Below are 21,089 nucleotides of genomic sequence, written 5' to 3'. Positions count from 1 at the left end.
GGGGACATGACTTCAGTCCATCAGTTACAAGGCGTTGGATCGGCTTCAGCAGCCCTGCTCGAAAAACTAAATATTTTTACCACAGATGATTTACTGTTTCATCTGCCACGTGATTATGAAGACCGCAGTACGATTATTCCAATGAATCAACTTGTGGTTGGGCGGAGCTATTTACTCGAAGGAGAAGTCAAATCAATTGATTTCCCCCCGGGAAAAAGAAAATCTATGGCAGCCTTGGTGCAAGATGAATTCGGTAAAGTCACCTTACGCTTCTATCATATTTATAAAAACCTGACTGATAAAATAAAACCCGGTCATCGCTTACGCATTTTTGGTGAAGTCCGTGTAGGTGCTCGCGGCCTTGAGATGTATCATCCTGAAATTCAGCTCATTCATGAACATACACCTCTACCAAAAACTCAGCTTACAGCAATTTATCCAAGTACGGATGGGTTAACTCAACCTAAATTACGCGAATACGTTAAACAAGCTTTAAAGCATCATAGTGACGCCTTACCAGAGCTACTCCCGAAACAATATACCAATGGCTATGCGCTTAAAGAGGCTTTGTATTACATTCATGAGCCTCCTGTGGATGCCAACATGCTGCAATTGGCTCAAGGCTCGCACCCTGCACAGCAACGACTTATTTTTGAAGAGTTGGTTGCACACCAAATCAGTTTACTTAATCGCCGTGCTTATATTCGCCAAATTGCATCACCTGCATTTTCAAGCAGTAAAGTATTAGCTAAAAAACTATTAGAAGCTTTACCATTTCAAATGACCAATGCACAAAAACGTGTATCTAAAGAAATTTTAAATGACTTAAAACAACACCAACCTATGCTACGCCTAGTACAAGGCGACGTAGGTGCTGGAAAGACCCTTGTTGCAGCTGTAGCCGCTTGTCATGCTTTAGAAGCAGATTGGCAGGTTGCATTAATGGCTCCGACTGAAATTCTTGCAGAACAGCATTATTTAAACTTTAAACGTTGGTTTGAACCATTAGGTGTAACCGTGGCATGGTTATCTGGCAAACAAAAAGGTAAAGCCCGTGCCCAAGCAGAACAACAGATTAAAGAAGGCCACGCGGAACTTATTGTCGGTACACATGCCTTATTTCAAGATAATGTTGGCTTCGCTAAATTAGGGCTAGTGATTATTGATGAACAACATCGCTTTGGTGTAGATCAACGCTTAGCTTTACGTAATAAAGGTGCTGAGCAGTTCACCCCACATCAACTCGTAATGACAGCCACGCCTATTCCAAGAACTCTAGCAATGAGTGCTTATGGCGATTTAGACACATCCATAATTGATGAGTTACCTCCGGGCCGCACTCCAATTCAAACTGTTACAATTCCGCTTGATCGTCGTGAGGAAGTACTCCAACGTATTGCTTCGAATTGTAGAGATGGGAAACAGGCCTATTGGGTATGTACATTAGTTGAACAGTCTGAAACTTTAGATGCTCAAGCAGCAGAAGCAACTTACCAAGAGATGAAAGAGCGTTTCCCCGAACTCAATATTGGTTTGGTACATGGCAAAATGAAAGCCGATGAAAAGCAAGCCGTCATGCAAGCATTTAAAAATAATGAATTACAGCTTCTTATCGCAACAACAGTGATTGAAGTTGGAGTAGACGTTCCTAACTCTTCCATTATGGTCATTGAAAATGCCGAGCGTTTAGGGCTTTCTCAGCTACACCAATTACGTGGCCGCGTAGGTCGAGGTGCTCAAGCTAGTTTTTGCGTACTTTTATATAAAACGCCTCTCTCGCAAAATGGACAAGAGAGACTTTCTATTTTAAGAGAAAGTAATGATGGTTTTGTAATTGCGGAAAAAGATCTGGAATTACGTGGGCCGGGTGAATTACTAGGAACTAAACAAACTGGGGATATGGGATTTAGAGTGGCTCGATTAGAGCGAGATGATCACCTACTGAGTCAGGCTCACTATGTAGCACAGCAAGTTTTAAAAGATTATCCAGAACAGGCAGATGCTCTGTTAAAACGTTGGCTTCCTGAGGCGCCTCGCTACGCGTATGTTTAATTTTTTAAACTTCCAACCTCTTATTCAGTTATTTTCACCTTGCTCATTGTGCGAGTTAGGCATGCGAGAAAAATCATCGCTCTGTAAAGACTGTTGGGAACAGCTACCTTGGCTTAAACAAACGATTCAACGTAATAATCAATCTGTTCTTGTGGCCTGTAATTATGCTTATCCAATTAACCGGATCATTCAGCAGTTTAAATATGAACAAAAGTTACATTATCAGATCTTATTAGGTGAAATTTTAAAACAATTAAAATTTCCCAAGGTACAAGCGATCGTACCCATGCCTATTTCCAATCAACGTTTAATTGAGCGTGGTTTCAATCAATCTTTGCTACTTGCCAATATCTTAAGCAAACACTTAAAAATACCTGTTTGGCAACCAATTCAACGCTTAAATGAACACGCTCAAAAAGGACTTTCTCGACTAGAACGCTTTGAAAATATCGAACAACAATTTTTACCCCATCATCAAGAGAAACGACGTTATCGCCGTGTTCTTATTATTGATGACGTGATAACCACGGGAAGCTCTGTAAATGCGCTCAGTCAAGCACTTAAACAATTAGGCTGCACATCCATTCATACGGCGTGCCTAGCAGCAACGCCGAAGAGTTAAGCTATTGCAGTGTAGATAAATACTCTTCACACCAAGGAATGACAATTTCTCGGGTCAATGGTGCAAGTTGAGTTTCAGAATCATTTAAATCTATCCACTTCATTTCTGCAATTTCGGCTGCAATTTTAGGGGCCTGATCAAGCTGAACAAGATATAAATGACTCATCAAAATATGATCTGGCTCATTGGCAGCTGCTGTTTCGAAATGACCAATAAATTGCTCAATCACACAAGAGCTACCGACTTCTTCCAAAATTTCTCGCTGCATGGTGATCTCTGGTGCCTCATTAGGTTCAAGCTTGCCACCCACTTGCATAAAAGCATGTGTATTATGTTTTCTTACAAGCAACAACTGATTTTGCTCATTTAAGATCACTGCGGCAGCGACCGTAATTGTTTTCACCTATTTAACCTCGTTTATGGTTGAACATCTGCATTTGTCCATTTTGGAGCAGGAGCCTGATATTGCTCAAACTGTTGAAGAATATCTTCAATTTTGTCTGAGGCGATCAATTTATCAACGAACCGTGCTTGGCTGAATCCATTATCCACCGTGCCTTGAATCATTTTAAGTAAATCTTCATAAAAGCCCGCTACATTTAAGAAAGCACATGGCTTTTGATGAATACCTAATTGTGCCCAGGTCCATTGTTCAAAGATTTCTTCCAATGTACCAGCACCCCCAGGCAAAGCAATAAAGCCATCTGAAAGATCCGCCATCTTGGTTTTACGCTCATGCATATTTTCAACCACATATAATCTGGTTAAACCCGGATGAGCTAACTCACGATCAACTAAAGCACGAGGGATCACGCCAATGACTTGTCCACCTGCTTGTAAGGCGCTATCGGCAACTACACCCATTAGGCCTGAGCGACCACCACCATAAACTAAGGTTTTACCTTGTTTTGCAATAGCCTCGCCTGTAGCTTGGGCAATTTTTTGGAAAATTGGGTCTGAACCAAGAGATGAACCACAGAAAATACAAATTGATTTCATAGTGTAAAAAACCGTTTTATTGAACTGTCATGCTGACAAACTAAACTATCGATAGAGTTTTTTTTTGCAAAATAGCGTATTGGCAAGTGTTTTTCGGCAAATCCTTGTCTAAAATACACCCATCCATTTCCATCAGACTGCGTGAGGAAAAAAGACACATGCTTGAAGCCTTTTATGCCACAGAACGCGGAAGTCTGGAAGATGCCACCATCAATGGTGGATTTGATCTACATCCCGAATTAGTCTGGGTTGATCTTATTGCACCTTCGCAAGAAGAGCAACAATGGGTATTAGATGCCTATGACCAAAATTTACCAACACTAAAGTCGCTTGAAGACATTTCATCTTCTGCACGATTTTACCGTGATGATGACGGTATTTTGCACATCAGTACTTATTTTTTAACGAAAAATAAAAATTATCAGGTGGACGGTGACGCAGAAGACTCATCACATATTTTAGCAATGGTGCAAACGGTCGCTTTCATTTTGCATAAAGACCGCCTCTTTACGATGCGCGGAGAAAAATTAGTTGCCTTTCGCGCCTTTCGGGCACGCGCTCGTCGAAATGACTATGACATGGACTATAAAGATCCAACGTGGATTTTATTAGGCCTTCTTGAAGCAAAACTCGATGAGCTTGCGGATATCTTAGAAGATATCCACAAAGATTTAGAAAAATACTCCACAGAGGTTCTTAATAACCACCAACGTGAAAAAATTCTAGATCTCGATGACATGATTACGCGCCTAGCTCAACAAGAAGATATGCTAGGAAAAGCACAGCTTTGTCTCATTGATTTACGACGAGTACTTACTTTTTTATCGCGTCCGCGAGCATTAGGCAGTCATATCTATGATGCTGACATTCGAGAGCTCAGCGAAGATGTGCGTTCACTGGTAGAACATGATGCGTTCTTATTCCAAAAAGTACGATTCTTACTTGATACGACGTCCGGATTCATTAACACCGAACAGAATGACACGATTCGTCGATTCTCGATCTTACCAAGCATGTTAGCTCCTCCGATGCTTATCGCCAGTATTTACGGCATGAACACTGATGTATTACCTTTTGCACATGGTACGACCAGTTTCTTCGTTGTTTTACTCATTATTATGGGTTTCTTTATTGGGCCGATCATTTATTTCCGCTGGAAAAAATGGATCTAAGCTTTGTAATAAAATGCTAATTTCGAGCATAAAAAAGCACCTAAATATAGGTGCTTTTTTACATCTAAAACATCAGATCATTTGCAGGTCGTCCTGCAAATGACAGGCTTGAATGATCTTCAGCATTTTTTCAGGGACATTTTTAAAATGCAAACCAGTATTTTTGGGAGTCTCTCGTAACCATTGAACTAAAACAGCCAAGGCCAAGGTACTACCATGCTCAAGCTCAGTTAAATCCACCACAAGTGGGAAGCTTTGCTGCTTCTTTATGATAGCCAAACCTGCTTGATACTGTTGTTCCGCATTTTCAAAATCAATTTTTCCCGAAACAACCAATTGTTGGTTGAGATACTGAACCACACGTCACCTACTTATTTCTTTTTGTTTTGATTAACAGCCGCGTCTGCATCAGGTTGGAACGTAGCAATTGCTTTATTTAAATCACCGCCATTGCGTTTCACTGTTGCAGCAAACTGATTACGGAACTGTAATCCTAGATCAATACCAGAGACATTGATATTACGGATTTTCCATTGAGTGCCTTTGTCAGCTAACTGGAAAGAAACAGGAATTTTTTCACCATTGTGATTAAAGTCCAATGTCACTACAGGGTTTTTACCCGCAGTTGCCTTATAAGGACGCATGGTATAGCTTTGATTTGTATATTTAGCAAATGCGCTACCGTAATTTTCAATTAATGTATTACGGAAGTTTGTTTCAAACTGAGCACGCTGTGCAGCTGTACTATACTGATTCGTCGCATAAGTACCCATCACAATACGAGTGAACGCTTGTGAATCAACATACGGGTCTAAGTTCTGACGTACAATTGATTTTACTAAAGCAGGATTGTTCTGCAACTTAGCATGATCTGCTTTTAAACGAGCGATCAAGCCATCAGCAACACGCTTAATAAAATCAGGTGGTGCTTCTGAAGGTGCAGCAAAAGCTGTACCTGCAATCATAGTAGACAAAAGACTTGCTGTCAGGGTTTGTTTAAACAACGTATTCACCTGGAACCACTCCTTCAAATAAACTCTTACTCAACAAATGACGGCTGTGCACTGCTGTCGGTACTTGCAGGAGCTTTTTCTTCTGCTGAGGATGAACCAGCGGCAACTTTACCTGCGCCACCACCAGTAATAAATTTACTAATTAAATCTTCTAAATCCATGGTTCCTTGGGTATTTGAAATTGTATCGCCACGTTTAAGATAGTTTAAACCACCACCTGGAACGACTTTCAAATATTTCTCACCCAATAAACCATTGGTTGCAACCATTATATAAGCATCTTCATCAATACTGGTGATGGAGGACATGTTACTGATCAGTTGCTGTTCCATTGCTTTTTGTTGCTCTGGAGAAGCCTGCGTATAATCAGAACTATAACGTAGTTCATCTAAAGCATTTTTTTGAACTTCTTTTAGCTGCTCAGCATTAAAACTTGTCAATTTTCCATCTAAACCAAAGGTTACCGTAGCCAAACGCGTAACTGGATCAAGGGTAATTGAATCAACACGACCAATTGTGACACCGCTCATCGTTACTTTAGCACGAGGCTTTAAACCATTGACGTTATCAAACTGAGCCTTCATGGTATAACTATCATTTAAATTAGTACCTACAAGGCCACTAACTTTCATGGCTAAAAAGAACAAGGCAATACCGAAGATAATAACAAAGATACCTACGGCCAGCTCACTACTACGTGATTTCATTAAATCCCTCCGAACATGACCGCAGTCAACACGAAATCAAAACCTAAAACACATAATGAAGAATATACAACTGTTCTTGTCATTGCAGTTGCGATTCCTTCTGGAGTTGGATCACACGCATATCCTTGATATACCGCAATCCATGTACATAACAAAGCAAACACAATACTTTTGATAATGCCATTTACGACATCATGCCCAAATTGCACATTGTTTTGCATTCCGCTCCAGAATGAGCCTTCATCGACGCCAAGAAAATCGACACCTACCATTTTACCGCCCACAATACCAATCGCAGCAAAAATGACAGTTAGCATCGGTAAACTGACCACTCCCGCCCAAAGACGCGGTGATACGATTTGTTTTAATGGGTCAACCCCGATCATTTCCATGCTGGCAAGTTGCTCACTTTGCTTCATTGAACCAATTTCTGCTGTTAATGCAGAACCTGCTCGGCCAGCAAATAATAAGGCAGCAACCACAGGTGCCAATTCACGCAGCAATGTTAAAGACACCATTGTGCCTAGCATTGATTCACTGCCGACGTTCACTAAAATTGAGTATCCTTGTAAACCCAGTACCAAACCAATGAATAGGCCCGACACAGTGATAATTAACAAAGACATCACCCCTACCCGATGCATTTGGTAAATAAATCGTCCAAAACCACCAGATGAAGGAAAAGAAAAAACAATTTGTAAGAGCATTAGTGCCGCAACACCAATCCCTCGAATCCGCTCAATAACGAGTCTACCTAACCAGGCAATCGTATTCATGGACGAACCTCGTTATCTAAATAGGCTTGATGACTAAATTGGTATTCAACTGGTCCTTCTGCCGAACCTGTTAAGAATTGGCGCACAAATGGAGAAGCATATGCCTGTAATTCTTCTGGTGTTCCTTCCCCCTGAATTTTTCCTTCTGCTACAACATAAATGTAGTCAGCAATAGAAAGGGTTTCGGGAACGTCATGCGAAACAATAATTGTGGTTAAATCTAAAGCTTCTCGCAATGAACGGATTAAACGTGTCAAAACACCTTTTACAATAGGGTCTTGCCCTGCAAACGGTTCATCGTACATGATTAAATCGGGGTCAAGCGCGATCGCACGTGCCAAAGCGACACGACGGTTCATACCGCCTGAGAGTTCTGTAGGCATTAATTGCTCAGAACCACGCAAGCCTACGGATTCAAGTTTTAATGCAACCAGTTCAGCAATTAGATTTTCAGGAAGCTTGGTATGTGCTCGAATTGGAAATGCTACATTTTCATAGACAGACATATCCGTAAATAAAGCACCGCTCTGAAATAACATTCCCATACGTGCACGGGCTGAAAAAAGTTCCTGACGAGACATTTTTGCAATATCTTTACCGTCGAGCAAAACTTCGCCCTGATCAGGAACTAACTGTCCACCGATCAGACGTAATAATGTTGTTTTACCTGTACCAGAAGGTCCCATAATAGCCGTAATCTGGCCACGACGTATATTTAAACTAATATTGTCATAAATGACGCGTTCCCCTCGATTAAAACTCAAATTTTTCACTTCAATAAGTGGTTGAGTCGAGAGAGGAGTTTTATTATTCATAATGGCAATCGTTCCTGCACTTTTATGCACGCATACTATAACACTGAAAATTGGCAAACTTGTTGTTATTTTGACAAAAGCAAAACTGACTTAATTGGTAGAAATAGAAGAGGTATGTTCGTAAAAAGAGGTTAATTCAGAAATTTGAAACTGCTCAATAGAACTTCCAGTTATAAAAGCATAGGCAAAATAAACCCCATTACACAAAACAAGTGCAATAAAAAGATAAGGCAAGCCGTGCTGAACTAATAAGTTCTTCAACTGTGCCATTATTGTTTGTTTTCGCTTACTTTTACTCATTATTTAATAAAAAATTGAACCAATTCACACTTTGTTATTTTATAACAAAACTGAAAAATAAGAAAGGCCAGTATTTCTACTGGCCTTTCTTTAAACAACCTATTGATTAACGGTCGAATTTACGACGCGGTTTGTCATCAAAGCTACGACGCGGACGATCTTCACCACCGAAGCTACGCTTTGGACGATCTTCGCCACCAAACGCTGGACGCTCACCACGTGGTTTATCATCAAAGCTACGACGCGGTTTATCGTTGAAACCACCTTCGCGGCGTGGACGATCTGAGTTGAACTCACGACGTGGACGATCTTCGCCACCAAATGATGGACGTTCACCACGTGGTTTGTCATCAAAGCTACGACGCGGACGATCTTCACCACCGAAAGTACGTTTTGGACGGTCACCAAAACCATTTTCACGACGTGGTTTGTAATCTACACGGTTACCACGGTTGTCATCATTTGAGTCAAAACGCGGTTTATCGTTGAAACCACCTTCGCGACGCGGACGATCTGAGTTGAACTCACGACGTGGGCGATCTGAATTGAACTCGCGACGTGGACGATCTTCGCCACCAAATGATGGACGTTCACCACGTGGTTTGTCATCAAAGCTACGACGTGGACGGTCATCACGACCACCTTCACGGCGTTTGAAGTTGCTTTCGCCTTCAAAACGACGACCACCGCCAAAACCGCCACCACGACGACCATCACGACCACCGTTGCCGCCACGACCACGACCACCGCCATCACGACCTGAACGAGCAGGAGGTGGAGATGGCTCTAAGCCTTCAATTTCAGAAACACTTAAACGTGCATCTAAATAGTCTTCAAGCGCACGGATTTTACCGCGTTCACGATAAGTCGCTAAAGTAATTGCTTGACCTGTACGACCAGCACGACCTGTACGACCAATACGGTGTACATAGTCTTCATGTTTCATTGGTAAACCGAAGTTAATTACGTGAGAAATTGTCGGTACATCAAGACCACGTGCAGCAACATCTGTCGCTACCAAGATTTTTGCACGGCCTTCACGAATACTACGTAAACGACGGTTACGAACTGTTTGTGGCATTGCACCGTGAAGTGCAACTACAGAATGACCTGCTTCTGCAAGTTCTTCAGCCAACATATCTGTATCTTCTTGAGTGCTCGCGAATACAACCGCTTGATCAAGAGTTTCATCAGCCAACCAGTGAGTCAGAAGTTTCTTCTTGTGTTCGAAACCATCTGTCCAGTGTAAAGTTTGGGTGATGTCAGTGTTTGTACTGTGACCTGTTTCAATAGCAATACGCTCAGGTTCATTCATCATGCGCTCAGCAAGACGAATAATACGGTCAGCGAAAGTTGCAGAGAACATTAATGTTTGACGACGGTTACCAGCTAAATCGCTGATTGCTTCTAAATCTTCAGAGAAGCCGAGGTCTAACATACGGTCAGCTTCGTCAACGATTAAAGCTTCAACTTTATCTAACTTTAATTGACGACGGTTTACTAAATCTAATAAACGACCTGGAGTCGCAACAATAACTTGCGCGCCTTTAAGTTGTTGGATTTGCTTACCAAAAGGCATACCACCCATGATTGCAGCAATACGAACACCTTTCATGTGACGTACGAAAGCAATCGCATCTTGGCTAACTTGTTGAGCCAATTCACGTGTTGGGCATAAAACTAAAATATTAGGTTGAGTCACAGCTTTCATACGTTCTTTGAACGGAACAAAAGTTTCTTGACCAGCTAAATTATGTAATGTCGGTAATAAAAATGCCGCAGTTTTACCAGAACCAGTCTGGCTAGATACTAGAAGGTCTTTTCCTTCTAAAGCTGCAGGAATAGATTGTTCTTGCACAGGAGTCGGGGTAGTAAAACCTAAACCTTCAAGCGCTTGTTGTAAGGTTTCATGCAAAGAAAATTCGGCAAAAGTTTTGCTCATAGAGAGTTTCACCCTAGTGGGTGCTCCATTTTTAATAAATACAAAATAGACATCGGCACAAAGCGGCAAAGCAAAGTTAGCTGAAACGTTTTTTCAGCAGCAATCCGAGTAACGACGATGTGGACTAAACGCACGCTTGATTACGGCCGAACCTGAAGAATCGCTGAGCGATCGGGGCGCAAGAAATGGTCCTCTCTATGGACAGCGTGCGCTTACAATGAATAGAACAGAATGTTCAGGTAATGAACGGAAATTTAAGTGCGTGGGCGGATTATAGCAGAAAGAAATTAAAAGTCATGTGTTTTAATCAACTTTCTTCATATTTATTGAACTCAGTAACATTTACCCATGGCTAAAAAAATAAAACCCTCTGATAATAGAGGGTTTTATTTATAAATAATTAAATTATTTTGCGGCTTGAGCCCAAGCTGGAACTACAGTTTGCATTAAAGGTTTTAGCATTTTTAGTGAACTTGCAAGCACTTGACCATTTTCAAGAGATTCGTTACCACCGCGTGCATCAACCACTACACCGCCTGCTTCTTTAATAATAAGCTCACCAGCAGCGATATCCCATGGTTTTAAACCAAGCTCAAAGAAACCATCAAAACGGCCAGCAGCAACATATGCTAAATCTAGGGCAGCTGAACCACCACGACGAATTTGTGCGCCTGCTTGAGTAACCGCTAATAATGAAGCAAAGTGTTGTTCTGCATAAGATACGATCTCACCAGCACGTTTAGCGCGGTAAGGATGGCCTACTGCCAAGAATGTATTTTCTAAAGTATCTTTTACATTTACACGAATACGGCGTTGGTTCATGACCGCACCGCGACCGCGACTTGCAGAGAATAATTCGTCACGTACTGGGTCGTAGATTACGCCGTGTTGAGTAACGCCTTTATGCTGAACTGCAATAGAGATACAGAAATGAGGGAAACCATTAATAAAGTTTTGCGTGCCATCAAGTGGGTCAATTACCCAGCACCAGTCTGCATCGTGGCCTTTACCTTCTTGCAAACCGAACTCTTCACCTAAGAAGCTATGGTTTTTATAACTTTTACGTAATGTATCAATCGTCAATTGTTCCAAATAACGATCTACACGTGTTACCGGGCCATCAATGCCTTTCTCTTCAACTTGCAAATCGAGTTTATGACGATTTTGATGCGCTTTTAAAAGCTCTTGACCAACTGTTTGAGCCGCACGCGCAGCCATAACCACCATAGGTTCCATTGAACACCCACTACAATACAAATTTGAAGATTTTGACAAAGAATAATGCATAAAAGCGCATACATTTTAGCAAATGAATGCGCTTTAGGGGAAAAAATGTTTCAAAAATTTTATTAAAGGCTTAAACCACCTGATTTAGCTTAAGCCAAGCTCGTTCAATTGAGTTCAAAATACCTTTAGCATCTAGCCCGCAATCTTGTAGCATTTGACCATGTGACGCTTGCTGCAAGAACAAATCTGGTAGACCTAAATTAATGATAGGTTTAACAATTTGTTCTTGTGCCATGAACTCATTTACTGCACTGCCTGCACCACCCATAATCGCGTGTTCTTCAACAGTTACAAATAATTGTGTATGTTCAGCCAAATCACGAATAATTTTTTCATCAAGTGGTTTCACAAAACGCATATTTACAACACGCACACCAACATCATGTTTTTGTGAAAATTGCTCAGCAGCTTCTATGGCAACCATAACGCGACTACCAAACGCTAAAATCGTAATCTGCTCATCACAAGCAGGTTTAATTTCAGCAACTATTTCTGCCTTACCTAATTCAATAGCAGTTAGCTCTTGCTGAATTTCAACGCCTACCCCAGCACCACGAGGGTAACGTACTGCTGCTGGCCCATTATAAGCATAGGCAGTATGCAACATCTGGCGGCATTCATTTTCATCTTTTGGTGCCATGATGACCATGTTCGGAACTGTACGCATATATGCATAGTCATATGCACCAGCATGAGTTGGTCCATCTTCACCAACCAAACCAGCACGGTCAATACCGAAAGTTACATCAAGATTTTGTAATGCAACATCATGAATAAGTTGGTCGTAACCACGTTGCAAGAATGTTGAATAGATTGCAACAACAGGTTTTAAACCTTCACAAGCCATTCCTGCTGCAAGTGTTACCGCATGCTGTTCAGCAATTGCAACATCGAAGAAACGTTTTGGAAATTCTTTAGCAAACTTAACCATGCCCGAGCCTTCGCACATAGCTGGAGTAATCGCTAATAAACGTTCATCCTGTGCAGCTTCGTCACACAACCATTGACCAAATACATCAGAATATTTTGGTGGCGTTTTACCTACTGAAGTCGCATTAATTTTGCCAATTGCATGATAGGTAATTGGGTCAGCTTCTGCCGGAGTAAAGCCTTTACCTTTTTTAGTATAGACGTGGACTAAGCGTGGACCTTTACGCTTTTTCAATGCATTAAATACTTGAACGAGTTGATTTACATCATGTCCATCAAAAGGACCGAAGTAGTCAAAACCAATCGCTTTAAATAAATTATCGGCCGCATCTGTTGCCGATTGATGTAAACGAGAGTTGTACGTCCATTTCGGATGCGGCTGTACATAAGCCTCGCCATGTTCATCGACATTAACTAAATGACCTTTTTCCCAAATTGCAGCTAAATGCTTAGCAAAACCACCTGTACTGCAAGAAATCGACATGTCATTGTCATTAAGTACAACAATTAAATCAGCATCGTGTGCCACAGCATCGTTCATGGCTTCAAATGCCATACCTGCTGTCATTGCACCATCACCCACAATACAAACCACTTCACATGGGTCATTTTGATAGCGACGTGCTAAAGACATTCCTAAACCTGCCGAAATTGCAGTTGATGAATGCCCTACGCCAAAAGTATCAAAAACTGATTCTTCTCTAGCTGGAAATGCTGCCAAACCGTTCTTAGCACGGATTGTTGTCATTTGCTCACGGCGACCAGTCAAGACTTTATGTGGGTACGCCTGATGACCTACATCCCAAACTAATCGGTCATTTGGAGTATTAAAGCAATAATGCAGCGCAACCGTCAGCTCAACCACGCCGAGGTTAGCACCGAAATGGCCACCACTCTGGCCTGCTGCATATAAAATATATTGACGCAACTCATCAGCCACTTGAACCAATTGGCTATGCTCGAGCTGACGTAATTGTTGAGGATGATCAATTGCATCTAACAATGGCGTAACAGGGCGTTGAGTTGGAATTTCGGTATACAACATATGTGGCAAAGCCTTTATAAGCCTGGCAAATCCTAAGCTGGGTCAAAATGGGTCGATCATACAATCGAATGAAGTCACCTTCAATCAGCCACATTTGCGAACGAGGTCATGCAAAGCAGTCTCTCATACAGTATGGGTATGGTTGGCAGATTATCCTGAATAATCTGACTATTTATCAACTATTATCGTCTTCTTTATACAAAAAAGAAAACCTTAGTGCTCAAAATGATTATGACAATTCGACCAATCTCCCAGCATTACGCTATACTTTAAACCGTTTTCGGTTAAAAGATGAGTTAATCTGTGCCTATAGAGTTCATTGCAACATCAAAACTCCCGACTGCTTTTGGTGAATTCAATATTTCTGTGTTTCAAGATCCAGTATCAGGTGAAGAACATGTGGCACTGTCTAAAGGGTTAGAAAATCCACCCACAGGCCCTGTTTTAGTACGTGTTCATTCAGAATGCTTAACAGGTGATGCTTTTGCGTCATTAAAATGTGACTGCGGCCCTCAATTACAGGCAACTCAAAAGCTCATTAACGAAGCAGGTCAAGGCGTTATTTTATATTTACGCCAAGAAGGCCGTGGTATTGGGCTTACGAATAAAATTCGTGCGTATGCCTTACAAGATCAAGGTCATGACACGGTAGATGCAAATTTACTTTTAAATTTGCCAGCTGATGCGCGCCGTTATGACATGTGTAGCATTATGCTCGATCACTTAAAAGTAAAAGAAGTTAAGTTAATTACTAACAATCCTTTGAAAATTCAGGCACTCAAGGATCAAGGTATTAATGTGGTTGGTCGTGTTCCTTTAACGGTTGGACGTAATCCTTTTAATGAACAATATTTAAAAACTAAACGTGAACGCATGGATCACCTTTATCAAAAAGATGATTTCTAAAACAAAATTATAAACTTAAAAATAATTGGAAGGGATTTTTAAGACATTTCTTAAAAATCCCTTACTTTTTTTATGGTTTTGTGTTTTGATGTATCTATCTCCTATCTCAATCATCTTTGAGGGTCACTATGCAACATCCGACTTCAACAGATATTCAACGTGTCCGCGAATTTCTCCTCGATTTACAAGCCCGTATTTGTGCTGGTTTAGAACAACAAGAAAAAGCTGGCGGTGGTACGGGTGAATTCATTATTGATGATTGGGAACGTCCAGAAGGTGGTGGTGGTCGTTCACGAGTTTTACAAAATGGCACCGTGATTGAAAAAGGTGGTGTGATGTTTTCTCACATCAACATTAGTAAACTGCCCGCTTCTGCTACAGAAAGACATCCTCAAATTGCTGGTGCTAAAGCACAAGCGCTTGGTGTGTCATTAGTCATTCACCCTAAAAACCCGAATATTCCAACCTCCCATGCCAATGTACGTTTATTCGTTGCAGAGCCTGAAGGACAAGATCCAATTTGGTGGTTTGGCGGTGGTTTTGACTTAACACCGTTCTATCCAGATGAACAGGATGTTATCGACTGGCATCAAGCCGCATATGACCTATGCCAGCCTTTTGGTGACAATGTCTACGCTGAACATAAAAAATGGTGTGATGACTATTTCTATCTAAAACATCGAGATGAACAGCGTGGTGTCGGTGGTTTATTCTTTGATGATTTAAATTGCTGGGATTTCGAAACCTGCTTTAAATATATCCAAGCTGTAGGCAATAGTTATTTAAATGCCATTCTGCCAATTTTTGAAAAACATCGTGAACAGCCTTATACCGAAGCTCAACGAGAGTTCCAGCTTTACCGTCGTGGTCGTTATGTCGAATATAATTTAGTCTATGACCGCGGAACATTGTTTGGCTTACAAACAGGTGGACGTATTGAGTCTATTTTAGTCAGCCTGCCTAATCTTGCAGCTTGGTCATATCGTCCAGAATGGGATGAAGACTCACCAGAGAAACGTTTAACCGACTATTACTTAAAACCACGTGATTGGTTAAACCTAAAAGAAAAAGTTGCTTAATTTTTTGCTTTTCGGAGATTCTTTGGCTTCCACCCTAAAGAATCTCCTTTTTTATTTTCAATTTTCTGAATCTCATTCAAATATTTTTTCTTATTAAAATTTGGCTTATAGTGAGGCCTGCTGAAAATTCAGTACAGACTTTATCTGCCTCATGCCATTTTAAAATTTTGGATATAAGAATGACCAAACAGTTTGCAGTAATTGGCAACCCCATCGAACAATCACGCTCTCCTGAATTGCATCATGCTTTCGCTCAAAAAACAGGTGTTGACCTAGACTACCAAAAACGTCTCGCGCCTCTTGATGGTTTTGAGCCGAGTATGCGTAGTTTCTTTGAAAATGGCGGGAGTGGCATGAACGTTACCGTACCGTTCAAAGAACAGGCGTTTGCTTTGTGTGATGTGCTGACTGAACGTGCTCAAATTGCCAAAGCTGTAAATACACTTTGGATGGAAAATGGCAAATTGCATGGTGACAATACAGATGGCCAAGGCTTAGTTGCCGCAATTCAAGCTTTAGATTGGAACCTAGAAAATACAACTATTTTAATTTTAGGTGCTGGTGGTGCAACTCGTGGTGTTATTTACCCGCTTGTGCAGGCTGGCGCTAAAAAGATTGTGATTGCAAACCGGACTATTGCTCGTGCTGATCAACTTGTAGATGACTTAAAAGCAGCAGTCCCACAAGCTCAATTACAAGCAATTTCTCTAAATGAGCTAGAAGGGAAATTTGATATTGTAATTAATGCAACTTCTGCAAGCCTATCTGGTGATGCATTACAACTACCAGAAAATTTAGAGTTCAAATATGCCTATGAGATGGCCTACGGCAAGCCATCTAGCTTTCTTGATCAAGCCAAACAGCGCAATGTACCTTATGCGGAAGGTTTTGGCATGCTCGTTGGTCAGGCCATTGAAGCTTTCTATATTTGGAATGGCGTAAAGCCAGAATTAAAAGATTTTCTATAAGTCAAAAAAGAACCTACTTAAGTAGGTTCTTTTTATCTCAGCTATTATTTTTTAGCTGCAACCATCTGTTTATAAACATCTCGGAAAATCTCATAATCAATAAATTCATTATGTTCAGGTTTTAAATTCTGAATTGTTTTTTCCGTAAGTTGCTGTTTGCGAGCAGCGACATAAACTTTACCTAAAATATCAGCTGTTTCTGACAACAAATGTTTTTCTTCATCAGAAGTACCATTTTGTTTTTCAAACTCTAATTGATACTGTTTTGAGAAAAGCTGTTCAGGTTGCTTATATTGTTTCTGTAGTTTTTGCCATGCTTCACGCCCAGCTTCACCTTGTATTGTTGTGATCACAATATGGTCCACAGCTCGGCCTAAGTCATTATCAAATTGGTCTTCTTGCTCAAGATGATGCTTTTTCTGCAACGCCTCAATACGTTCTAAAGCTTTACCTTGTGGGTTATAGGTTTCCTCTTCAGAGAACCAGTAAGCATAAACCTCGGCAATTTCTTGCAACTGTTGAACTGAATAATAATTAATATATGACGGTTTTTCGGCAGTTAATTTTGCAATAAACACAGCCTTATAAGTTTTGTCATAAGTATGCGTTGCATCATAAGTTTTATCTGCAAGCACAGCCAGATTTGCATCTAAATCTTGCACATCGCTATGGATGCCCACAGGATGCTCTGAAACATCACTTTGCCCAAGCTTTTCGCCAAAACCTTTAATAAAGTTTTCAAGCATAGAACCTTTACTTGCTTCAGCTACAGACTTAGCTTGTTTAAGCTGCTGCTGATCAATTGAAGTCGCTTTCCCATAATTGAGAATTTGCATATCTGCTTTAATATTAAAGCGGTGCTTAAACTCAGCTGGCGTATAATCGACATCGTAGTCCATATTAACTGCACGGCCTTTGTCATCTAAAGCTACATCAATTGTGATAGGGTTTCTTTGCTTCGGTAAAGCTTGTTCAATTTCGTCCTTATGTTTTAACCAAAGAGTTTTAAATGCTTCATCATTAATAAACTGGTTTTGGTTATAAGCTTCAAAAGTTTGCTTTAAAGCGTCCTGACGAGACTTGATTTGCGCTTTTTGGATACTTGTATCGCTCTGATCTAGCACATCAATACCGTAGATCTGACAATAATTAATATCACCTAAAGCGACTGGTTTTTTAAGTGATTTTAATTCAATACATTGATCTTCAGACAGTGCAACTACTTCTTCATTTTCTGAAGTTTGTTCAGCCTCTGCTACAGCCACATCACCCGCCTCTTCACTAGAAGCAGATTCTACTTCTTCATCTTCAGAAGTAGAGGTATTACCTAAATGAGCATTAACAAGTGAGTACAACTGTTGACTAACAGCAGCGGCATCATCAGAAGAAACTTTTTGTTTTTCTTTACCAGCAATGCCTTTTTTCGCATCAGAAGAAGCAATCTCTGCGGCAAGCGTTTCAGCAAGTTTTTCCTCATCAACACCTAAAACAATTTTTTGAAGATATTTTTCATTGACTTGCCCGTACAAATCTACTTCTAAAAGCAATTGCTCAACCGTCGTTTTTAAACGAATTTTTTCAACCGCACCCGCTTTACGATCAGCCTCAGTCAACGATACACGTTGTAAGTTTTGCGGTTCAGCTAATCGGTATGAAACAGCACTTGAAGCTTTAAGATATTCAATAAACTTTTTCATATCGACATTTTTAAAGAAGGCTTTATATTTTGAGAAATCAATATAGGCCAAATTATTTTGATTATCTTTATTGACCAGATATGGCATCAAACCAAAATAATTTATGTAAAACTTATAATTCTCAAGGTCAAGCACCATTGGCAATTTTGCCTGAACTAAAAGTGTCGGTTTTTCATATTTGGCAGTTAAATTAAATGAACCCATTTTTTGACGATAATGTATTGAGCCGTCATAACTAAACTGCAAATCATTTAACAAATTAAATAATACGGCATTAATTTTTTCAGAACGTGCAGATGAAGTCAGTCCCAAATCACCTTGTTCATTTGCAATCGCTGCATATAAGGTTTGTTTCTGCGCCCGACTTAAGGCAACTTTTTGCTCACGTAAATATTGATCAACTTTCTTCTGTAATTCAGCATCTAACTTAGAAGTATTCTCAGCTTTTACATTTTGTTTTAGTTGTGAGGGATCAACGGTAATTTTAAAGTTTCCGCGATAATCATAACTCGGGTATTCATACATCGCATTAACACTTTGAATAGCTTTTTGCTCTAAACTCGCAGATGCCACCTGTGGACGCACGTTGTGTTGTGTACATGCGGTCAAGCCCAAACTAAATAAACATAAACTGAGATATTTTAAATGCATAACCTTTTTTAAAACCTTATCGCTTTATCTTTTTAACAAAACTTGCTAAAAATAAGAAAATTAGTTGTTTTTTCACATAAAAGTATAAGTCCCGACTTTAGCAGAAATTATAATTTCAGGTGTATTTATTTTCGACAAAATTCGCTTTTCTGACATTTCTTTCGGGTGCGATTAACATTGTATTTTTATCATGCGAGTGAATAATCAAATCATCGATTCAGATAATCCCACAATGATTCAAAATTAGGATTAAAGCCATGCCAGCATATAAAGCTCCGCTACACGATATCCGCTTCTTAATGAATGAAGTACTAGACTATCCTGCCCACTACAAAACTTTATCGAACGGTGAAAATGCAGATCCTGATACAGTAGATATGATTCTTGAAGGTGCGGCAGATTATTGTGAAAACGTATTGTCGCCACTTAACCAATCTGGTGATGAAGAAGGTTGCCATTTTGACAACGGCGAAGTAACTACTCCTAAAGGCTTTAAAGAAGCTTATGACCAATTCGTAATGGGCGGTTGGCAAGGTCTTTCTTACCCAGAAGAATTTGGTGGTCAAGGCCTTCCAATGTCTTTAAATCTGATTAAATCAGAGATGATGGGTACTGCAAACTGGTCATTTACCATGTACCCAGGTTTAAGCTCTGGTTGTATGAATACTATTTTGCAATTCGGTACTGATGAGCAAAAACAAACATATATGCCTAAGCTTGTTGAAGGTACTTGGAGCGGCACAATGTGCTTAACCGAACCTCAATGTGGTACAGACTTAGGACAGGTAAAAACTAAAGCTGAACCTCAAGCAGATGGTACTTATAAAATCACTGGTACAAAAATCTTCATTTCTGCTGGTGAACACGATCTAACTGAAAACATCATTCACATCGTACTCGCACGTCTTCCAGATGCACCTGCTGGTACTCGTGGTATCTCATTATTCATCGTACCAAAATTCATGCCTACAGCTGATGGAGGTGTTGGTGAGCGTAATACAGTGGCTTGTGGTTCAATCGAACACAAAATGGGAATCCGTGCATCTGCAACTGCGGTACTCAACTTTGATAATGCAACTGGTTATTTAATCGGTGAAGTGAACAAAGGCCTACATGCAATGTTTACCTTCATGAATACAGCACGTATTGGTACTGCTGTTCAAGGTATTGCACACGCTGAGTTATCGTTCCAAGGCGCATTACCATATGCCAAAGATCGTATGTCAATGCGTGCGCTTTCTGGTAAAAAAGATCCAGATAAAGTTGCTGATGCAATTATTCACCATGCAGACGTACGCCGTATGTTGTTAACTCAAAAAGCAATCGCTGAAGGCGGTCGTTCTATGATTTACTACGCTGCTCAAATCGCTGACAAAATGACAGACGCTTTAGCACGTGGTGATCAAGCTGCTTTTGAAGACTACGATGATAAACTTGGTTTCTATACACCAATTTTAAAAGGTTTCTTAACTGAACTTGGTTTAGAAGCTGCTAACCACGGTATGCAAGTTTACGGTGGCCATGGCTACATTAAAGAATGGGGTATGGAGCAAATTGCACGTGATGCACGTATTGCGACCTTGTATGAAGGAACAACTGGCGTTCAAGCACTCGACTTGATTGGCCGTAAAGTGTTGTTAAGTTCAAAAGGTAAAGTAGTTCGTGAATACACTGCTGAAATCTTAAAATTCTGTGCTGCACATGCACGTAATAAATATTTACGTCGTTTTGCTTGGGACTTAACTAAACTTTGTGCTCAGTGGAACACTTTAACAGTTCGTATCATGCTTGCTGCACGTAAAGACCGTGACATCGTATCTTCTGCTTCTGTAGATTTCTTGATGTTCTCAGGCTACGTGATGATGGCTTATTTCTGGGCTCAACAAGCTGTGGTTGCTTCTGAGAAATTAGAAGCAGGTAACGGCCAAGAAACTGCTGAATTCTATAAAGCAAAAATCAAAGTTGCTGATTTCTACTTCGACCGTTTATTACCGCGTGCTCAAGGTCATGCAGAATCAATGGTGACTACATCTCGCACATTAACATCATTACCAGTGGAACACTTTAGCTTCGATTACTAATCATTGTTAAATAGTGAAACGAAAAAGAGCGCAATATAAATTGCGCT

19 protein-coding genes are annotated in these 21,089 nt (G+C 40.4%); 7 read left to right on the top strand and 12 right to left on the bottom strand.

What is annotated here, in order from left to right:
* Positions 1 to 6 precede the first annotated feature (6 nt).
* Complete coding sequence (recG, locus tag ACXM0J_RS12810) at positions 7 to 2,052, top strand: ATP-dependent DNA helicase RecG (protein ID WP_046811835.1); 2,046 nt, start codon at positions 7 to 9, stop codon at positions 2,050 to 2,052.
* Positions 2,045 to 2,674 carry a ComF family protein gene (locus tag ACXM0J_RS12805; RefSeq protein ID WP_086265767.1) on the top strand — a complete coding sequence of 210 codons (630 nt, stop codon included), beginning with the start codon at positions 2,045 to 2,047 and terminating at the stop codon, positions 2,672 to 2,674. Before recG ends, ACXM0J_RS12805 begins: the two co-directional genes overlap by 8 nt.
* A 1-nt stretch (position 2,675) precedes the next feature.
* Here ACXM0J_RS12805 and ACXM0J_RS12800 read toward each other — a convergent pair whose 3' ends face one another.
* Positions 2,676 to 3,077 carry an NUDIX hydrolase gene (locus ACXM0J_RS12800; protein WP_068563866.1) on the bottom strand — a complete coding sequence of 134 codons (402 nt, stop codon included), beginning with the start codon at positions 3,075 to 3,077 and terminating at the stop codon, positions 2,676 to 2,678.
* A 14-nt stretch (positions 3,078 to 3,091) separates the two neighbouring features.
* Entirely contained in the window at positions 3,092 to 3,673 is a 582-nt protein-coding gene (locus ACXM0J_RS12795) for an LOG family protein (RefSeq protein ID WP_068563868.1), read from the bottom strand.
* Positions 3,674 to 3,831: 158 nt separating this feature from the next.
* On the opposite strand from ACXM0J_RS12795, the gene ACXM0J_RS12790 reads away from it, so the two are divergent.
* The gene (locus ACXM0J_RS12790; protein WP_068563869.1) at positions 3,832 to 4,845 is read left to right on the top strand and encodes a magnesium and cobalt transport protein CorA; all 1,014 of its coding nucleotides are present in this window, start codon (positions 3,832 to 3,834) and stop codon (positions 4,843 to 4,845) included.
* 72 nt (positions 4,846 to 4,917) lie between these two features.
* On the opposite strand, the gene ACXM0J_RS12785 is transcribed toward ACXM0J_RS12790, so the two are convergent.
* The 9 genes from ACXM0J_RS12785 to dxs form a co-directional block, all read right to left on the bottom strand.
* A complete protein-coding gene (locus ACXM0J_RS12785) occupies positions 4,918 to 5,205 on the bottom strand; it encodes an STAS domain-containing protein (protein WP_005078357.1) in 288 nt (95 codons plus the stop codon).
* Between the two features lie 11 nt (positions 5,206 to 5,216).
* Positions 5,217 to 5,858 carry an MlaC/ttg2D family ABC transporter substrate-binding protein gene (locus ACXM0J_RS12780; protein WP_002116826.1) on the bottom strand — a complete coding sequence of 214 codons (642 nt, stop codon included), beginning with the start codon at positions 5,856 to 5,858 and terminating at the stop codon, positions 5,217 to 5,219.
* 26 nt (positions 5,859 to 5,884) lie between these two features.
* Positions 5,885 to 6,565, bottom strand: coding sequence for an outer membrane lipid asymmetry maintenance protein MlaD (gene mlaD / locus ACXM0J_RS12775; RefSeq protein ID WP_005067241.1), 681 nt, complete (start codon positions 6,563 to 6,565; stop codon positions 5,885 to 5,887).
* Positions 6,565 to 7,341, bottom strand: coding sequence for a lipid asymmetry maintenance ABC transporter permease subunit MlaE (gene mlaE / locus ACXM0J_RS12770; RefSeq protein ID WP_002117010.1), 777 nt, complete (start codon positions 7,339 to 7,341; stop codon positions 6,565 to 6,567). The genes mlaD and mlaE overlap by 1 nt, the downstream gene beginning before the upstream one ends.
* Positions 7,338 to 8,156 carry an ABC transporter ATP-binding protein gene (locus ACXM0J_RS12765; protein WP_002116999.1) on the bottom strand — a complete coding sequence of 273 codons (819 nt, stop codon included), beginning with the start codon at positions 8,154 to 8,156 and terminating at the stop codon, positions 7,338 to 7,340. Before ACXM0J_RS12765 ends, mlaE begins: the two co-directional genes overlap by 4 nt.
* A gap of 90 nt (positions 8,157 to 8,246) precedes the next feature.
* Positions 8,247 to 8,456: a hypothetical protein gene (locus ACXM0J_RS12760; protein WP_086265766.1), complete on the bottom strand. Its 210-nt coding sequence runs from the start codon at positions 8,454 to 8,456 to the stop codon at positions 8,247 to 8,249.
* A 106-nt stretch (positions 8,457 to 8,562) separates the two neighbouring features.
* On the bottom strand, positions 8,563 to 10,398 hold the full coding sequence (locus tag ACXM0J_RS12755) for a DEAD/DEAH box helicase (protein ID WP_086265765.1): 1,836 nt from the start codon (positions 10,396 to 10,398) through the stop codon (positions 8,563 to 8,565).
* A 405-nt stretch (positions 10,399 to 10,803) separates the two neighbouring features.
* Positions 10,804 to 11,634: an inositol monophosphatase family protein gene (locus ACXM0J_RS12750; RefSeq protein WP_005078362.1), complete on the bottom strand. Its 831-nt coding sequence runs from the start codon at positions 11,632 to 11,634 to the stop codon at positions 10,804 to 10,806.
* 121 nt (positions 11,635 to 11,755) lie between these two features.
* A complete protein-coding gene (gene dxs / locus ACXM0J_RS12745) occupies positions 11,756 to 13,660 on the bottom strand; it encodes a 1-deoxy-D-xylulose-5-phosphate synthase (protein ID WP_046811839.1) in 1,905 nt (634 codons plus the stop codon).
* A gap of 303 nt (positions 13,661 to 13,963) precedes the next feature.
* On the opposite strand from dxs, the gene ribA reads away from it, so the two are divergent.
* The 3 genes from ribA (at position 13,964) to aroE (ending at position 16,613) form a co-directional block, all read left to right on the top strand.
* Positions 13,964 to 14,566: a GTP cyclohydrolase II gene (ribA, locus tag ACXM0J_RS12740; protein WP_002116908.1), complete on the top strand. Its 603-nt coding sequence runs from the start codon at positions 13,964 to 13,966 to the stop codon at positions 14,564 to 14,566.
* A gap of 128 nt (positions 14,567 to 14,694) precedes the next feature.
* Positions 14,695 to 15,645 (top strand): oxygen-dependent coproporphyrinogen oxidase, encoded by a 951-nt coding sequence (gene hemF / locus ACXM0J_RS12735; RefSeq protein WP_086265764.1) that lies wholly within the window; start codon positions 14,695 to 14,697, stop codon positions 15,643 to 15,645.
* A 179-nt stretch (positions 15,646 to 15,824) separates the two neighbouring features.
* Positions 15,825 to 16,613, top strand: coding sequence for a shikimate dehydrogenase (gene aroE / locus ACXM0J_RS12730; RefSeq protein WP_086265763.1), 789 nt, complete (start codon positions 15,825 to 15,827; stop codon positions 16,611 to 16,613).
* Positions 16,614 to 16,657: 44 nt separating this feature from the next.
* Here the strand turns inward: aroE and ACXM0J_RS12725 are convergent, their stop codons facing one another.
* Entirely contained in the window at positions 16,658 to 18,961 is a 2,304-nt protein-coding gene (locus tag ACXM0J_RS12725; protein WP_086265762.1) for a hypothetical protein, read from the bottom strand.
* A 257-nt stretch (positions 18,962 to 19,218) separates the two neighbouring features.
* Here ACXM0J_RS12725 and ACXM0J_RS12720 point away from each other — a divergent pair, with 257 nt between their 5' ends.
* Positions 19,219 to 21,042: an acyl-CoA dehydrogenase C-terminal domain-containing protein gene (locus tag ACXM0J_RS12720; RefSeq protein ID WP_064786488.1), complete on the top strand. Its 1,824-nt coding sequence runs from the start codon at positions 19,219 to 19,221 to the stop codon at positions 21,040 to 21,042.
* Positions 21,043 to 21,089: the final 47 nt, after the last annotated feature.

The organism is Acinetobacter sp. GRABPA_MV_2 (assembly GCF_056725885.1).
This window is presented reverse-complemented; position numbering and strand designations above follow the sequence as displayed.

What these genes read in the sequence shown, in the direction of transcription:
- ACXM0J_RS12750 (WP_005078362.1), bottom strand. Translation starts at nt 11,634, where the DNA reads ATGGAACCTATGGTGGTTATGGCTGCGCGTGCGGCTCAAACAGTTGGT.
- ACXM0J_RS12795 (WP_068563868.1), bottom strand. Translation starts at nt 3,673, where the DNA reads ATGAAATCAATTTGTATTTTCTGTGGTTCATCTCTTGGTTCAGACCCA.
- mlaE (WP_002117010.1), bottom strand. Translation starts at nt 7,341, where the DNA reads ATGAATACGATTGCCTGGTTAGGTAGACTCGTTATTGAGCGGATTCGA.
- aroE (WP_086265763.1), top strand. Translation starts at nt 15,825, where the DNA reads ATGACCAAACAGTTTGCAGTAATTGGCAACCCCATCGAACAATCACGC.
- ACXM0J_RS12805 (WP_086265767.1), top strand. Translation starts at nt 2,045, where the DNA reads ATGTTTAATTTTTTAAACTTCCAACCTCTTATTCAGTTATTTTCACCT.
- ACXM0J_RS12790 (WP_068563869.1), top strand. Translation starts at nt 3,832, where the DNA reads ATGCTTGAAGCCTTTTATGCCACAGAACGCGGAAGTCTGGAAGATGCC.
- ACXM0J_RS12760 (WP_086265766.1), bottom strand. Translation starts at nt 8,456, where the DNA reads ATGAGTAAAAGTAAGCGAAAACAAACAATAATGGCACAGTTGAAGAAC.
- ACXM0J_RS12725 (WP_086265762.1), bottom strand. Translation starts at nt 18,961, where the DNA reads ATGCATTTAAAATATCTCAGTTTATGTTTATTTAGTTTGGGCTTGACC.
- hemF (WP_086265764.1), top strand. Translation starts at nt 14,695, where the DNA reads ATGCAACATCCGACTTCAACAGATATTCAACGTGTCCGCGAATTTCTC.
- mlaD (WP_005067241.1), bottom strand. Translation starts at nt 6,565, where the DNA reads ATGAAATCACGTAGTAGTGAGCTGGCCGTAGGTATCTTTGTTATTATC.
- ACXM0J_RS12765 (WP_002116999.1), bottom strand. Translation starts at nt 8,156, where the DNA reads ATGAATAATAAAACTCCTCTCTCGACTCAACCACTTATTGAAGTGAAA.
- dxs (WP_046811839.1), bottom strand. Translation starts at nt 13,660, where the DNA reads ATGTTGTATACCGAAATTCCAACTCAACGCCCTGTTACGCCATTGTTA.
- ACXM0J_RS12720 (WP_064786488.1), top strand. Translation starts at nt 19,219, where the DNA reads ATGCCAGCATATAAAGCTCCGCTACACGATATCCGCTTCTTAATGAAT.
- ACXM0J_RS12755 (WP_086265765.1), bottom strand. Translation starts at nt 10,398, where the DNA reads ATGAGCAAAACTTTTGCCGAATTTTCTTTGCATGAAACCTTACAACAA.
- recG (WP_046811835.1), top strand. Translation starts at nt 7, where the DNA reads ATGACTTCAGTCCATCAGTTACAAGGCGTTGGATCGGCTTCAGCAGCC.